General features: G+C 45.7%; 17 protein-coding genes. 12 read left to right on the top strand and 5 right to left on the bottom strand.

The window, feature by feature from the left end:
• Window positions 1-14 precede the first annotated feature (14 nt).
• From QNH15_RS25585 to QNH15_RS25565, 5 genes are all read left to right on the top strand, one after another.
• On the top strand, window positions 15-458 hold the full coding sequence (locus QNH15_RS25585) for a GNAT family N-acetyltransferase (protein WP_283891596.1): 444 nt from the start codon (window positions 15-17) through the stop codon (window positions 456-458).
• Window positions 459-511: 53 nt separating this feature from the next.
• Complete coding sequence (locus QNH15_RS25580; protein WP_283891595.1) at window positions 512-1480, top strand: YbgA family protein; 969 nt, start codon at window positions 512-514, stop codon at window positions 1478-1480.
• A 63-nt stretch (window positions 1481-1543) separates the two neighbouring features.
• Complete coding sequence (locus QNH15_RS25575; protein ID WP_061973296.1) at window positions 1544-2038, top strand: Crp/Fnr family transcriptional regulator; 495 nt, start codon at window positions 1544-1546, stop codon at window positions 2036-2038.
• Window positions 2039-2134: 96 nt separating this feature from the next.
• Entirely contained in the window at window positions 2135-2644 is a 510-nt protein-coding gene (locus tag QNH15_RS25570; RefSeq protein ID WP_283891594.1) for a hypothetical protein, read from the top strand.
• 66 nt (window positions 2645-2710) lie between these two features.
• Entirely contained in the window at window positions 2711-3688 is a 978-nt protein-coding gene (locus QNH15_RS25565) for an HD domain-containing protein (RefSeq protein WP_283891593.1), read from the top strand.
• Between the two features lie 200 nt (window positions 3689-3888).
• Here the strand turns inward: QNH15_RS25565 and QNH15_RS25560 are convergent, their stop codons facing one another.
• The 3 genes from QNH15_RS25560 to QNH15_RS25550 form a co-directional block, all read right to left on the bottom strand.
• The gene (locus QNH15_RS25560) at window positions 3889-4581 is read right to left on the bottom strand and encodes a queuosine precursor transporter (RefSeq protein ID WP_283891589.1); all 693 of its coding nucleotides are present in this window, start codon (window positions 4579-4581) and stop codon (window positions 3889-3891) included.
• 205 nt (window positions 4582-4786) lie between these two features.
• Window positions 4787-5920, bottom strand: coding sequence for an alanine dehydrogenase (ald, locus tag QNH15_RS25555; RefSeq protein WP_283891588.1), 1134 nt, complete (start codon window positions 5918-5920; stop codon window positions 4787-4789).
• A 137-nt stretch (window positions 5921-6057) separates the two neighbouring features.
• Window positions 6058-7299, bottom strand: coding sequence for a PucR family transcriptional regulator (locus QNH15_RS25550; RefSeq protein WP_283891587.1), 1242 nt, complete (start codon window positions 7297-7299; stop codon window positions 6058-6060).
• Between the two features lie 169 nt (window positions 7300-7468).
• Here QNH15_RS25550 and QNH15_RS25545 point away from each other — a divergent pair, with 169 nt between their 5' ends.
• The 3 genes from QNH15_RS25545 (at window position 7469) to QNH15_RS25535 (ending at window position 10264) form a co-directional block, all read left to right on the top strand.
• On the top strand, window positions 7469-9175 hold the full coding sequence (locus QNH15_RS25545; RefSeq protein ID WP_283891586.1) for a M3 family oligoendopeptidase: 1707 nt from the start codon (window positions 7469-7471) through the stop codon (window positions 9173-9175).
• A 199-nt stretch (window positions 9176-9374) separates the two neighbouring features.
• Complete coding sequence (locus QNH15_RS25540; protein ID WP_061973324.1) at window positions 9375-9920, top strand: DUF420 domain-containing protein; 546 nt, start codon at window positions 9375-9377, stop codon at window positions 9918-9920.
• Window positions 9921-10024: 104 nt separating this feature from the next.
• Window positions 10025-10264 (top strand): hypothetical protein, encoded by a 240-nt coding sequence (locus tag QNH15_RS25535; RefSeq protein ID WP_090238257.1) that lies wholly within the window; start codon window positions 10025-10027, stop codon window positions 10262-10264.
• Between the two features lie 52 nt (window positions 10265-10316).
• Here the strand turns inward: QNH15_RS25535 and QNH15_RS25530 are convergent, their stop codons facing one another.
• Complete coding sequence (locus tag QNH15_RS25530; RefSeq protein ID WP_283891581.1) at window positions 10317-10937, bottom strand: NAD(P)-dependent oxidoreductase; 621 nt, start codon at window positions 10935-10937, stop codon at window positions 10317-10319.
• A gap of 127 nt (window positions 10938-11064) precedes the next feature.
• Between QNH15_RS25530 and QNH15_RS25525 the strand changes: the two genes are divergently transcribed.
• Window positions 11065-11937, top strand: a complete 873-nt coding sequence (locus QNH15_RS25525; protein ID WP_283891579.1) for an NAD(P)-dependent oxidoreductase — start codon at window positions 11065-11067, stop codon at window positions 11935-11937.
• 25 nt (window positions 11938-11962) lie between these two features.
• Window positions 11963-12340 carry an SLAP domain-containing protein gene (locus QNH15_RS25520; RefSeq protein ID WP_283891577.1) on the top strand — a complete coding sequence of 126 codons (378 nt, stop codon included), beginning with the start codon at window positions 11963-11965 and terminating at the stop codon, window positions 12338-12340.
• Between the two features lie 252 nt (window positions 12341-12592).
• Here the strand turns inward: QNH15_RS25520 and QNH15_RS25515 are convergent, their stop codons facing one another.
• The gene (locus tag QNH15_RS25515) at window positions 12593-13090 is read right to left on the bottom strand and encodes a YajQ family cyclic di-GMP-binding protein (protein WP_283891575.1); all 498 of its coding nucleotides are present in this window, start codon (window positions 13088-13090) and stop codon (window positions 12593-12595) included.
• A gap of 154 nt (window positions 13091-13244) precedes the next feature.
• Between QNH15_RS25515 and QNH15_RS25510 the strand changes: the two genes are divergently transcribed.
• Both QNH15_RS25510 and QNH15_RS25505 read left to right on the top strand, forming a co-directional pair.
• Entirely contained in the window at window positions 13245-14042 is a 798-nt protein-coding gene (locus QNH15_RS25510) for an alpha/beta fold hydrolase (protein WP_283891573.1), read from the top strand.
• 98 nt (window positions 14043-14140) lie between these two features.
• Window positions 14141-14434, top strand: coding sequence for a YrhK family protein (locus QNH15_RS25505; RefSeq protein WP_283891571.1), 294 nt, complete (start codon window positions 14141-14143; stop codon window positions 14432-14434).
• The last annotated feature ends 1 nt before the right edge of the window (window position 14435 follow it).

Genomic DNA, 14435 nt, shown 5'->3' with positions numbered 1-14435 from the left:
AAGGAGAAATGAAGATGGAAGCGATCATTCGAATGAGTAAAAAGGCAGATTCCCCACAGTTAAAGGCGCTTATGCTTGAATATATTGTGGATTTCTACAAGAGCCCGAAGCCGGCTGATCAGAAGCTGGATGACTTGGTCGCTGTTCTATTGGAGAGAGAAAAAGGGCTTCAGTTTGTAGCCGAACAGGATGGAGTTCTTAAGGGATTTGCCACGCTTTATTTTACATACAGCACCACACGGGCAGATAAAATCACGGTTATGAATGACCTCTATGTGGCAGAGGACAGCCGGGGAACCAATGTGGCCACCGGTTTATTTCAAGCCTGTAAGAAGTATACCGGCGAAAACGGGTATGCGGCCATGCTTTGGGAGACCGCACAAGACAACCACAGGGCACAACGATTTTATGAAAAAATGGGCGGGCACAAAGGCGATTTTCTCACGTATTCCATTTAAATCGTTTATATTTGGGACACAATGCTCTTATGCTGATAAAAAGGAGTATTGCCATGGGAGCATTTGCAAAGCCAAGGCTTGTGGTCAGCCGGTGTCTGGAGTTCGATAACTGCCGGTACAATGGGGATGTCATCCATCATCCGACCATCCGGAAGCTGATGAAATACGTAGATTTTTTAACGGTTTGCCCTGAAGTGGAAATCGGGCTGGGTACACCGAGAGAAACCATCCGCATCGTTCGGCAGGATGGAGAGCAGCGGTTGGTGCAGCCCAAAACGGAACGGGATGTAACAGTGGATATAGAGCGATTTTCGAATGCATACCTGCAGTCTTTGGAACACATCGATGGTTTTATTTTAAAAAGCCGTTCTCCTTCCTGCGGGCTTAAGGAGGTTAAACTGTACGCCTCAACTGAAAAAGGGCCGGCCGTCGGCTCGAGCAGCGGGCTTTTCGGGGGAAAAGTCCTTAAGAAGTTCGGCCACTTGGCGGTGGAGGATGAAGGCCGGCTGAATAACTTTTTGATCAGAGAACGGTTTTTCACAAAAATTTTTCTGCTTGCCGCCTACAGGGAATTGAAGAAAGAAGGTTCCTTGGAGCGGCTTCATGATTTTCATGAAAACAACAGATATCTGTTTCTGGCTTACAGCCGGCCGACACTGAAGCTGTTAACCCGCATCTTAAAAAACAAGGACCGGCATGCGCAGGATGAACTTTTTTCACTGTATGAAAAAGGGCTGCAGCGCCTATTTCTGCGGACCGCACGATATGATTCAAGCTTGAATGCTGCAAGAGAAATGGTTAAAACCTTTGAAGTGCAATTGAATGAGAGGGAAAAATCACATTTCCTTGAAATGACGGAAAAGGTGGAAGAGAAAAAAGAGCCTTTTTCCAGTGTACTGGCCATGCTGAAATCTTGGGCGTACCGTTTTGAAAACGAAGAGCTGCTTCGTCAGAGCTGGTTTCAGCCATACCCTGAGGATCTGCTTGAAATCTCGGATTCCGGTAAAGGAAGAGATTATTAAAGGGCCAACCGCCTTTATTGACATGGTATAGTTGTAGAAGACTATACAAAGAGGTGGACGAGCATGTTTTTACATAAAGGAGAAGTGTTATTTCGGCAAGGGGAAAGTGGTCCGCTTTTTGAACTGAAAAGCGGGCTTCTTAAGGTGGTCCGTGTTCATGAAGATGGAACCGCATCTTTGCTTAATTTAATTCTGCCTGGAGAAGTGATTCCCCATCATTCTTTGATCAGCCAGAAGGATTATCATGGAACTGCCATTGCCCTGCTTCCGGCTGAAGTAGAAGTGATTCCGGAAAAGCAGTGGTACAGGGGGCTCTCGGAAAACCCTGAAAAGTACCGGGAAGTGGCGCTTCTGCTGCAAACCAGGCTTCGGATGATGCAGCAGCGCATCGATCAGCTGACGGCGGTTTCAACAAAGGATCGTGTCCTGCTGCTGGAAAGCTGGTTTCAGCAATACTTTCCTGATCTATCGGTGAAGGATGTACTGACACAAGAGGAAATCGGGCAGTTTGTCGGCCTGCGCAGGGAAACGGTAAACCGGATACTCCGTCATCTTTAAGTCATTATGAAAAAAATCACATAATGTTTTTCCTATATTTTCTTATTTCCTGTCCACACTAATGATGTATCACCCAATAAAAGGAGGATGAACATCATGAAACGTGTGATAATGCTGGCTGCAGCTTTCTGTTTTGGTATCGGCATTTTTGCCGGAGCCCTGGCTGCACATGCTCAAGGTACAAACAGCAAACAGCCTCACCATATGCACAGAGATCATATGTGGAAGCAGCTTGCACCCTACAAGGACAAGCTGCATGAGAAAAACCAGTTGAAGGCGGAGTATTACGGGCTGAAAAAAGAAGCGTTGCTGAAAAAGGATACTCTTTTACAGCTTCATTCAGGAAATCAGCCGGGAAGCTGGCACAAAAATCCGAAAATGAAGCAATATCATCAAAGCATGAGAAAGCTTCATATGGAAATGAAATCGCTCAAGGATAAGGAAAAGGCAGAAAAGAAAAATCTGAAAACTGCTCTTAAAGCGAAGGATAAAGCAAAAATCGGTTCTCATTTAGACCAGATGCTGCTCATCCAAAAACAGATCAATCATAAGCTGGCCGAGCGAAATAAGATGCTGGACACCATGATCAAGGAAATGAAAAAATAGTAAGAGACCAAAAGGCAGGGCAGCGTCCCTGTCTTTTGCATTGGCTGGGGCGGAGGGAGAAAAAAGATGAAGAATATCTATAGTGACGATTTATATGGGGAATTTGAATTGGAAGACGTATTGTGCCGGTTGATTGAATCGGCTCCCATTCAGCGACTGAAGGGGGTAATGCAGGGCGGAGCAAGCTATTTGGTCTGTCCGGAGTGGAATGTTACCCGGTATGAACATTCCCTTGGAGTCATGCTCCTGATCCGACGGCTCGGTGGAAGCCTTGAAGAACAAATTGCCGGCCTGCTTCATGATGTATCCCATACGGCCTTTTCACATGTGGTGGATACGGTATTGAAACGATCGGAAGAGGATTATCACGAAGAAATCTTTCACACGGTCATTGAGGATTCAGAAATTCCATCCCTATTGCAAGACTATGGCTACAGTACTGATCTATTGAACGGCGATTTTTTTATTTTGGAACAGAATCTTCCCGACCTCTGTGCCGACCGGATTGACTATACACTCAGAGATATGTACCAGCAAGGGAAAATTACGAAGGATGAGACCCTGGCGTTTCTTCGATCCTTGAGTGTTCATGAAGGAAAACTGTATGTACGGTCACTGGAGGATGCCCGCTGGTTTGTGGAAACCTACTATAAAGAAGTGATTGATTACTTTCTTCATCCCCTGAACGTGTACAGCTATGAGGCTCTTTCCTCCATTTTGAAAAGAGCTCTTGAATGCAAGATCATTACGATGCCGGACTTTTTACTGGATGACGCTGGTTTGCTGCAAAAAGTACAGAAGCATGGGGATGAGGAGATTCAAAGAGCGGTAAATGAGCTGATGAACTTTTCAGGTGAACTGGAGGAAACGGAAGATGACTATGAAATTCACAGAATCAGCAAGCTCCGGTTAATTGATCCTCTTGTTATGCAGGAGGGGCGGTTGGAGCGGGCATCCGTTCTGTCGGAGGAAATCCATTTGGTGAATCAAGCAGCGCGCGAAAGGGCAACAAAAGGAGTTTATCTCAGAGTGAAGGTTATTTAGTCCAAGATTTGTTGTTTTGAGAGCTGGAAGAAGGAGCTGGGGTGTTACTTGCGGAATTGGGCTGAATACTTGCGGTCCGACACGATTTAGTTGCGATTACAGGCCGTTTAGTTGCGGTTCGACACGAATTACTTGCGGTTCGACAAAGAATACTTGCATTTTACGTCATTTTCATAAATTCAAAAAAAGCGAAGCCCGGCTCAGGCTTCGCTTTTTTCTGTCTTAAATTTAAAGCTTCTTGCAATATAAATAACGGGAGTCGAGGCTGCCGATACAATAAATTTAAGCAAATAGGTGGTAATGAAGATTTCAAACCATACATTCCACTCGTACACGCCGGCAAAGGCGAGGGTACAAAATACGAGAGAATCGATCAGCTGGCTCAGCAGCGTGCTTCCGTTGTTCCGGATCCAGAGCTGTCCGTATCCGGGAAAGGCCTTCTTCAGCATGGAATACAGTCGCACATCAATAAACTGGCTGATCAGATAGGCAGCAAGGCTGGCAGCAGCAAGACGAGGCATCAACCCGAACAGTGTTTCCATCGACGTTTGAGCAATATCGCTCTGTGCCGGTTCAAAAAACAAGGCCATCTGCATGATGATCGTTGTCATGATCAGGGTGAAAAATCCAAACCAAACCGCTTTTTTGGCTTCTTTCTGACCGTACTTTTCATTCAGCAAGTCGGTAGAAAGGTATATTGTGGAATACATAGTATTACCGAGTGTCATCACCAAACCAATCATTTCTATCGTTTTGACGACCTGAATGTTGGCCAAAATGGTGGCTGCACCTACCCAGACATATAAACCCTGCTTTCCGAACAATCGGTAACAGATTAAAAATAATATAAAGTTCACGAGGGCGAACAAAATGCCATAGTAAACGTTAAACACAATAATAACCTCCTAGTTTTGATACAGCGGGAGTTCTCGAACCGCATAGTATTTAGTTTTGCACAAGGCTTTATTATAGGAGAAACCAAACAAGAAAGCAATGGTGACGCTGATTTCGACAAATTATTTACCGGGAAATATAAGCCATAACAAAAAAACACCCTCCCCTCTTGGACAAAAGAAGGAAGGGTGTTTCAATTATTCATCAGATTGCCTGGAATGCTTTTTCAAGTGCTGATTCTGCAGAAAGATACTCGTATCCAAGATCTTTAGCTACTGCTTCATACGTAATATGGCCGCCAGCAACGGTTAGACCCAACTTCAATGCCGGATTTGAAAGAACGGCTTCAGTCACGCCTTTGTTTGCGATTTGAAGGGCGTAAGGAACAGTCACGTTTGTTAGTGCAATCGTAGAAGTACGGGGCACTGCACCAGGCATGTTGGCCACTGCATAGTGAACCACGCCATGCTTCACATACGTTGGGTTATCGTGAGTCGTGATATGGTCGACCGTTTCAAAGATTCCGCCCTGGTCAATCGCCACGTCCACGATGACAGATCCTGGTTTCATGGACTTGATCATTTCTTCGGTTACAAGCTTAGGCGCTTTTGCTCCTGGAATAAGTACAGCACCGATAACAAGGTCAGACTCGGCAACTGCATCAGCAATGTTCAGCGGGCTGGACATCAAGGTTTGTACGCTTTTTCCAAAAATATCCTCAAGCTGACGGAGACGGTCAGGGTTCAAGTCGATGATCGTTACGTCTGCACCAAGTCCTGCCGCTACTTTAGCTGCGTTTGTTCCAACGACACCGCCGCCGATAACGGTAACTTTCCCGCGTTTTACTCCTGGTACGCCGCCAAGCAGAATTCCTTTTCCGCCTTTTGGTTTTTCAAGGAATTGCGCTCCGATTTGAGCGGACATGCGTCCAGCAACTTCACTCATTGGAGTCAGCAATGGAAGTGTGCGATTGTGTTCCACTGTTTCATATGCGATGGCTGTCACACCGCTTTCGGTAAGAGCAGCTGCAAGCTCAGGCTCGGCTGCAAGGTGAAGATAGGTGAAAAGAATCAATCCAGAGCGGAAATACTTATACTCGGAAGCAAGTGGTTCTTTTACCTTCATGATCATATCGGATTTCGCCCAGACATCTGCAGCATTGTCGATCATTGTAGCGCCGGCTGAAGCATAATCTTCGTTCGGAAAGCCGCTTCCTTCACCTGCGTTTGTTTCTACCAATACTTCATGTCCTGCTTTTATTAATGCCACAACACCCGCAGGCGTCAAAGCTACGCGATTCTCGTTGTTTTTAATTTCGGTAGGTACACCAATAATCATTGTAAATCCTCCTTGCGCCGTCTAAAATGATGGCGTTTTCAATTCTGTGTTTTCAGTATAATCCTTTCTTTTTTAATTTTCTTTGTGAGGAAAATAAAAAAGAAAGAGAAGCATTTGTGAAATTTCACAAATGCTTCTCAAGAAAAAAGACGCTGTATTTGTAAGTCCAGATAAAGCATCGTTTTCTGGTTCGTATTTTTATAATCAATCTGCCCAACCTCGGAAATACGTTTCAGCCGGTAGGTCAGGGTATTTAAGTGGATGTGCAGCACGGCTGCGGTCTGGTGTGCATTGGAGCCGGCTGAAAGATAGGTATCGAGCGTTTGATACAAATCCGTCTTGTGGAGCCGGTCATATTCCTGCAATTTGGCAAGTGAAGGATTGCGATAACGGCTCGCCTGCTGCTGTTCATGGATCACATCAAGAAATTGATAGATGCCAAGGCTTTCATAGCCGAAAAGGTCCTCGACCCCTTCTGAAAACCGGTCTTTGATTTTGATCACCTGCTGAGCTTCCTTAAAGCTTTTTTCAGTAAGCTGATAGGCATGGTAAACTCCCCCAAACCCGGCGGTGATCCCTTTCACACCGAACCTTTCGGCCATTTGCTGGGTAAAGGAGCGGATAAATTCCTGCAGGGTATCGCGCAGATCCTCTTTTCGTGACGAGGTCACAAGCATGATCATCTGATTTTCATCTGCGGCTGTCAGCTGGGCCTTTACGCTTTGGTTGACCGAAGTTATATAGCTTATGTTTTTCTCAAAGGCAGCATCAATTTCCTGAGGGAATTGAAAAATGAGAACAGAGACGGGCGAACTTGGCATGATTCCAAGCTCTCTCAAACTGTCGAGAATTGCTTCTTCACTATTCATATGCCCGGTTAACAGCTTCCAAAAGAACTCCTGAAGGCTCTCCTGTTTTCTTCGTGAACCTGTATAAAGCTGCAGCAGCTGGTTTTTTGCCGATTGGGCGGCCTTCTTTAAAAGCCCCAACTCTTCATCGGCTATATGGCGGTCGACTTCAAGCGCCCAGATGTAGCCGAGAACTTCCTCGTTTTTGCGTATCGAAACCGCTACACGGTCGCCTAGTCCCACCTTTGAAATGGATGAGACACGAAGAGGTTCATCGCTGGACTGCAGACGGGGGATTACTCCATCCCTCCAAAGGCTGTTAATGACTTTTTCCGGTACACGGCGACCGATAATGGTGGCAATCCGTGCGGGGTCTGTGCTGTCTTCATGCGTGCTGTAAGCAAGCAAACGGTGATTGGCATCCTCAATGGTAACCGGGCAGTGAAGAACCTCACTGATAGTATCTGCCAGGTTCTCCAGACTTCCAAATGTCCCCTTGAACGGATCTTGTGGATGAGAAAAAGAGTTCATACGCTACGCTCCTGTAAAAGTACTGTTATCTCTATGATAAAACACCTATTGCTATAGAAACTAGCTTTTTTATTATTTACCAAAGGATTCACTCCCAACAGCTTCTTCAAAAAAGGAAAAAGCGGGCGTTTTGTGGAATTTAGGGAAGGTAGAGAAAGGGGAAGATCAGATGAAATTTAGTCAGTTTGAGTATAAACGCCCTGATATGAACCAACTTCAACAGGATTTTCAGGAAAGGCTGAAAAGGTTTGAGTCAGCGCCGTCTTTTGAGGTCCAGGATCAGATAGTAACAGAGCTGGTATCGCTGCGTAACCATTTTGAAAGCAAGCAAAATATCGTACATATTCGTTACACGAGTAATACAGAAGATGCCTTTTATAAACAAGAACATGATTTTATGGATGAAAATGGCCCGCTTTATCAGGGGATGGTCAGCGACTTCTTCCGTGCACTCGTTAAGTCGAAATATCGAAAAGAACTGGAAAGCCACTGGGGCAAGCATTTATTCAACCTTGCGGATACAGAATTGAAGACGTATTCTCCTGAAGTGCTGGAGGATTTGAAACAGGAGAACCGGTTAAAAAGCCAGTATGTGAAGCTGCTTTCTTCTGCTCAAATCGAGTTTCAGGGAAAGAAAAGAACACTTGTCCAATTGATGCCGTTCACCCAATCTACGGACAGAAACATAAGAAAGCAGGCGGTAAGTGCGCATTTCGGCTTTTTTAATGAACACAGAGAAGAACTCGACAGGATATACGATGACCTGGTGAAGCTGCGTACCTCCATCGCCAGAAAGCTCGGGTTTTCAAACTTTGTGGAACTGGCTTATAACCGGCTGAACCGGACCGATTATAACAAAAATATGGTTAAGGTTTTCCGCGATCAGGTGAAAGAACATATTGTTCCGTTCTGTAACAATCTGCGTGAGAAACAGCGGGTACGCATCGGTGTGGATTCGCTGAAATTTTATGATGAATCCTTCAGCTTTCCAGAGGGCAATCCGAAGCCAAAGGGAGATGCTGAGTGGATTGTGGCTCAGGGGGCAAAGGTATTCAAGGAGCTGTCTCCCGAAACAGATGAGTTCTATACGTTTATGGTGGAAAATGAACTGCTCGACCTGGTCGCGAAGGAAGGAAAGGCACCAGGTGGGTATTGCACGTATATCAGCGAATATCAATCTCCGTTCATTTTTACAAATTTCAATGGCTCCCAGGGTGATGTGCGTGTGTTGATGCATGAAGCGGGCCACGCCTTCCAGGTCTACACGAGCAGAGGCTACGAGGTGCCGGAATACCAGTTTCCTACGCTCGAAGCCTGCGAGATTCATTCCATGAGCATGGAACTGATCACCTATCCGTGGATGGACTGTTTCTTTGGTGTGGATACGGACCGGTTTTTGTACGATCATCTGACGGCGGCGGTAAAATTTATTCCTTACGGCGTGGCTGTGGATGAGTTTCAGCATTTTGTATATGAGAATCCGGATGTTTTGCCGCAGGAACGGAAACAGGAATGGCGCCGGCTGGAGAAGAAGTACTTGCCGCACCGGGATCATGACGGTATACCATTCTTGGAAGAAGGCGGCTTTTGGCAGATGCAGACGCACATCTACCGGACTCCGTTCTATTACATCGATTATACATTGGCTCAGGTATGTGCCCTTCAGTTCTGGAAGCGCACAAGGGAAAACCATAAAGCTGCCTGGCACGATTACCTGGAGCTTTGTGAACAGGGTGGCAGCCTGCCGTTTACCGAGCTCGTCAATATCGCGGGGCTGGTATCTCCATTTGAAAATGGTTGTGTGGAATCAGTCATGAGTGAAGTGAGGAAATGGGAAGCACAGATCGATGACAAAACGTTTTTGCAAAAAGCATAGTGATAGAGAACAACCCCTGGTCTTTTGAAGCCGGGGGTGTTTTATGAAAGGGCTTAGATTGACATCCATCACAGTGAAATTTGTAGTTTTTTTGACAGATGGTCCAAACCCCCTGTTTCAAGGGGGAGTTAGCTTGGGGTTTATTGTCTACAATGGTAGAATAAGAAGCGACAGTAGATGATTTGAGGAGGACCAAGCTATGAGCGACCATTCGAATTCTGAAGTGAAACAGAGAAACTATACGCCTCTTGTGATCGGGCTTTCAATAGCGATTAACGTTCTTGTTGTTATTTTATTTTTCCTGCCGGCCTACAACGGCCACGTGGCATTTGATGTTCATTTACTGCCGCGCCTGAATGCGATTTTTAACAGCTTTACTTTTGTGTTTTTGCTTGCAGCATTGTTTTTTATCTTAAGAAAGAACATTACGATGCACAAGCGGTTTATTTACGCAGCGTTTACGACGACTTTTTTATTTTTACTTTCGTATGTGACGTATCATTATTTGTCAGAGTCCACAAGCTACGGTGGAGAAGGGCCATTACGGTACATTTACTTCTTTATTCTGATCACTCACATTATCCTTGCTGCATTGATTGTCCCGCTTGCCTTGTTTACACTCGCCCGCGGACTGAATATGCAGGTGGCCAAGCATAAGAAAATCGCCAGATGGACCATGCCGCTTTGGCTGTATGTCAGCTTAACCGGTGTTATTGTTTATTTGATGATCTCCCCGTATTATTAAGAAGCAGGAAACGTTCCTGCTTCTTTTTTACATAAATAGAACCGAATAGCTTTGAGGCAAACGGGTAGTAATAAGAATGAATCCGAAACAAGGAGGAATAGGATATGAGCGATCAGCAAAAACTGGAAGATGCGATACTGTATATCAAGGACAGTACGTCTTACAGCGAGGACAACATCCGCCTCGTATTGAAAGAGGAAGGTCATTATTTTGAATTGCAGAATGCAGATGTCGACATGGATGAGCTTGTTGATTATCTGACTAGAAAGACCAACCTCACCGAGCTGGAAGTGAACGATATTTTGGAAAAAGAGCTTGAATATTTCGAGGAAACGGAAGAATAGAACCATAACAGCCCGGCAGGAGAACCTGTCCGGGCAGTTTTTTTATGAAATATCAATACGCTATCCCAACACGGGAATGAAGAAATTCTTCAGAAGACAGCTGCTTATAAGCGAATTGAGCTGTATCTCCTGTGCTGATCTGCTTTCCGTCTAGAGGCAAAAAATCCTTTTCTGTCCGGTAACTTCCGGTTGGAGGCCCGTCTGGCAAATACGTGGGACAAACGATGGTCCATTCCAGGGAAGACTCCTTGATGGCAAGGTACGCATCATGATGCTCGCGTGCGGCACGGGTCAATTTCCGTTTGGACTCACTGGATTGATAGCGAAGCAAACCAGGATCCGTACGGCTGTTCAGAATCCCTGCTGTACCAATTGTCAGCAGGCGCTTGATGCAGCGGTCTTGCATCGCCTTGATCACCAATGGAACAGCTTCCGTAAGAACGGTCCCGCCATCGGAACTGAGCGTGCTGATTACGGCGTCACATCCCTCGATGGCCTGTTCGATGTCTTCTTTCACGGTTGCATCTCCCCTGTACACATGAAACGCGTTCACATCGGATGGAAGTTTTTCCGGGGTTCTCACCAGAACATTCACCTGATGTCCATCCTTGGCTGCAAGGCGGGCGATTTCGTTTCCGACACGGCCGGTCGCCCCAAGTAATAATAATTTCAATGCGTTCTCCCCCTGTTTTGTTCTCTACCATTTACCATACTTGATGTGAGCTTTGTTTAGCAAAAGATTAGTATGTTATCTGTATATTCTCTATAATGAAACCAAGATAAAAGAAGGAGGATGAAGTATGAGCGAGAAAAAGACAGTTGGTTTTGTGGGAACAGGCGTCATGGGGAAAAGCATGGCCGCCCATCTGCTTAAGGCAGGACACCCGGTACATATTTATACGAGAACAAAGGAAAAAGCGGAAGACTTGATTCAGCAGGGAGCACAATGGAAGAATACGGTTGCGGAAGTTGCGCAAACCTCTCAGGTTGTCATTTCCATGGTAGGCTATCCATCGGATGTGGAAGAGGTGTATTTTGGGGAAAAAGGCATTCTCGAAAACGCTGAAGAAGGCACCTATTTGATTGACATGACCACCTCCAGCCCCTTGCTTGCACAGAAAATCGATGCCCGTGCGAAGGAATTAAACCTTCATGCGCTGGATGCCCCGGTATCAGGTGGGGATGTAGGAGCCCGGGAAGCAAGGCTTTCCATCATGGTCGGAGGAGAAAAGGAAGATTTTGAATCGGTTCTTCCTGTTTTTGAGTTAATGGGGCAAAATATCGTTTATCAGGGAAAAGCGGGTGCGGGCCAGCATACAAAAATGTGCAACCAAATCGCCATCGCATCGGGCATGATTGGTGTTTGCGAAGCTGTCATTTACGCCGAAAAAGCCGGTTTGGATCCAAACACAGTATTGAAAAGCATTGAATCTGGAGCAGCAGGAAGCTGGTCGCTTTCCAATCTGGCCCCGCGGATCATCAACGGAAACTTTGAACCTGGATTTTACGTGAAACATTTTATTAAAGATATGAAGATTGCCCTCGAATCAGCAGGTGAGATGGGGATTTTGACACCCGGATTGCAGCTGGCCAAGGATTTGTACGAGGAGCTGGCCGAAATGGGCGAAGAGAACAGCGGCACTCATGCCCTGTATAAACGCTTGAAGGCCTGAATGGTAAACAGAAGGAGGTGATCGTATGCAGCGTCTTATCTATGAAAGTGCATGGGACAAGACCATCGCAGCACAAGATCGGAAAATGATCGAGGAAATCTTTAATGAGACGTTAGAGGAGAACGGACAAAACGTTGCGTTCCCGCTCGTACGCTCCGCATTGAACCATAAAGGAGATCTTCTCGTTACGTGCCTCATTCATAACTTTGGCAGCGAACCGTTCTCCATCGAAGATACAGAGCTAACGTATAAGGAAGACGGTGCGTTGGTCGCGGAAATGGCATTTACCACTCCGCAGGTTCAACTGCCTCCCCAAACCAGCATGCCCTGGACCTTCATATTTCCAAAATCATCCATCCAAAAGGAGTCGGTTCATACCGGCGGCAAGCTGGATTTCAAATAGAAAAGGGGATGCCTGAAAGTCAAAAATTGACCTTCAGGGATCCCCTTTTTGCGTAAAAAAGCTTCCATGAAATGTTGATTGTAGTGGAAGGTGCGAGACTCCTGCGGGATTAGCGTGATAGGTGAGACTCCCGTAGGCGCTTGCGCCAAAAGGTAGGCGTTCACGCCGGTAAGGCTCACCGCACGCCCCGCGGAAAGCGAGCGGCCTGGAACGAAAATCAACGGCTTCCAGACTTCTTAGACAGCCCGATTTTTAACGATAGTTAATGAACTGCACGTCAATTGGCAAATCTGCCTGGCGGACGGCTGCGATGATCTGCTGAAGATCGTCACGGCTTTTGCCGGTTACCCGCACCTGGTCATCCTGCACCTGGCTTTTAACTTTAACACCGGAATTCTTGATGATCGTGTTGATCTTTTTGGCATTTTCTTTGTCGATGCCCTGTACCAGCTTGGCACGCTGGCGCACCGTTCCGCCTGACGCCTGCTCGATTTTGGAATAATCGAGGTTTTTAATAGGAACTTCACGCTTGATTAGTTTGCTGATCAATACGTCCTTCAGCTGCTCCATTTTGTATTCATCATCAGAAACCAGTGTGAGCTCCTCGCTGCTTTTGTCCAGGGAAATGTCACTTTTGCTTCCCTTAAAATCATAGCGGTTTTTAATTTCTTTCATCGCGATGTTAATCGCATTGTCCACCTCGGAAAGGTCGACCTTCGAAACAATGTCAAATGAGCTTTCTTTACTCAATCGGTCCGCCTCCTTTATGTAATCTATCAATCTTCTATACTCCTATTATATTAGCTGACCATAGTTTTGACAAAATCCTGTAAAAATATAACGGGGTTCAGGCTGGTTTTTCTATGCTACAATGAGCCTATCTGACAGGCAGCTGGAGGTATGCATGCTTCATTATAAAACCTATCTGAAAGGTCCAAATCACGAGTGGATTGTCTTTGTGCATGGCGCGGGCGGCAGCTCTTCCATTTGGTATAAACAAATACGCGAGTTCAAAAAGGAATTCAACGTCCTTCTTTTGGATTTAAGAGGCCATGGGCGTTCCAAATCGAAACGTTTATTGTTCCGCAGCTATTCTTTTCAAAACATCAGCCAGGATGTGCTGGAAGTCATGGATCATCTCGGCATTCCGTGTGCTCATTTTGTCGGCATCTCGCTCGGTACTATCCTTATCCAGACGATTGCCGAACTGGAGCCGCACCGGGTGCGGTCGATGACACTGGGCGGAGCGGTCATTAAGCTTAACCTGCGTTCCACACTGTTAATCCGATTGGGGAACGCCGTCAAAGCGTTCGTTCCGTTTATGTGGCTGTACAGGCTGTTTGCCTGGGTAATCATGCCGAATAAACATCATGAACACTCAAGGTCCCTTTTCATCAGGGAGGCAAAAAAATTATGTCAGAAGGAATTTAAGCGATGGTTTACGCTCACCATGCGAATCAATTCTTTTCTGAAAAACATGAGAGAACGGGAAATTCCTGTCCCCACCTTTTATATCATGGGGGAAGAAGATTATATGTTTCTCCCGGCCATTCAGACGATGATTGATCAAAAAAAGTATTCCCGCCTGCTTGTTTTGAAAAATTGCGGCCATGTATGCAACGTGGATCAGCCTGATTTGTTTAACAGTGCTGCCCTCGATTTTATAAGAAAGCATCTTTCTGTTGCTGTTTCTGTATCCTAAAATCGCCTATTTAAAAGTCCGGTGCCACCGGCTTTTTTTATTGGCTTAAAGTTAGGGTAAACACTAATAGTGTATAAATAAAGAAAGGTGTGAACAGGTTGCCACGTTTAAAAAATAAAGAAGATTATCTTAATCTTGAGATTGGAAACTATGAAGTTTGGGTGAGAAAAAGGTATAAAATCCTGTATACCCTTAATGACTTTATGATAGGGCTCTGGTTTTTGGCTGGCAGTATTCTTTTTTTGTTTGAGTCGGCCAAGACGGTAGGCGCCTGGCTTTTTATTGTCGGCAGTCTTCAGCTCATCATGCGGCCTGCCATTTCTCTGGCCAATGATCTTCACGTCAAGCGGCAGAATGAACGCCTGAACAGATCAAAAAGGGAGAATAGGTGAA

Source organism: Fictibacillus enclensis, from assembly GCF_030123385.1.
Classification (GTDB): domain Bacteria; phylum Bacillota; class Bacilli; order Bacillales; family Fictibacillaceae; genus Fictibacillus_C; species Fictibacillus_C enclensis.
This window is presented reverse-complemented; position numbering and strand designations above follow the sequence as displayed.

Excerpts from the sequence above, each read along its gene's own strand:
- QNH15_RS25585 (WP_283891596.1), top strand. The coding sequence starts at position 15 with ATGGAAGCGATCATTCGAATGAGTAAAAAGGCAGATTCCCCACAGTTA.
- QNH15_RS25520 (WP_283891577.1), top strand. The coding sequence starts at position 11,963 with ATGCAGCGTCTTATCTATGAAAGTGCATGGGACAAGACCATCGCAGCA.
- QNH15_RS25575 (WP_061973296.1), top strand. The coding sequence starts at position 1,544 with ATGTTTTTACATAAAGGAGAAGTGTTATTTCGGCAAGGGGAAAGTGGT.
- QNH15_RS25525 (WP_283891579.1), top strand. The coding sequence starts at position 11,065 with ATGAGCGAGAAAAAGACAGTTGGTTTTGTGGGAACAGGCGTCATGGGG.
- QNH15_RS25550 (WP_283891587.1), bottom strand. The coding sequence starts at position 7,299 with ATGAACTCTTTTTCTCATCCACAAGATCCGTTCAAGGGGACATTTGGA.
- ald (WP_283891588.1), bottom strand. The coding sequence starts at position 5,920 with ATGATTATTGGTGTACCTACCGAAATTAAAAACAACGAGAATCGCGTA.
- QNH15_RS25580 (WP_283891595.1), top strand. The coding sequence starts at position 512 with ATGGGAGCATTTGCAAAGCCAAGGCTTGTGGTCAGCCGGTGTCTGGAG.
- QNH15_RS25565 (WP_283891593.1), top strand. The coding sequence starts at position 2,711 with ATGAAGAATATCTATAGTGACGATTTATATGGGGAATTTGAATTGGAA.
- QNH15_RS25535 (WP_090238257.1), top strand. The coding sequence starts at position 10,025 with ATGAGCGATCAGCAAAAACTGGAAGATGCGATACTGTATATCAAGGAC.
- QNH15_RS25540 (WP_061973324.1), top strand. The coding sequence starts at position 9,375 with ATGAGCGACCATTCGAATTCTGAAGTGAAACAGAGAAACTATACGCCT.
- QNH15_RS25510 (WP_283891573.1), top strand. The coding sequence starts at position 13,245 with ATGCTTCATTATAAAACCTATCTGAAAGGTCCAAATCACGAGTGGATT.
- QNH15_RS25570 (WP_283891594.1), top strand. The coding sequence starts at position 2,135 with ATGAAACGTGTGATAATGCTGGCTGCAGCTTTCTGTTTTGGTATCGGC.
- QNH15_RS25545 (WP_283891586.1), top strand. The coding sequence starts at position 7,469 with ATGAAATTTAGTCAGTTTGAGTATAAACGCCCTGATATGAACCAACTT.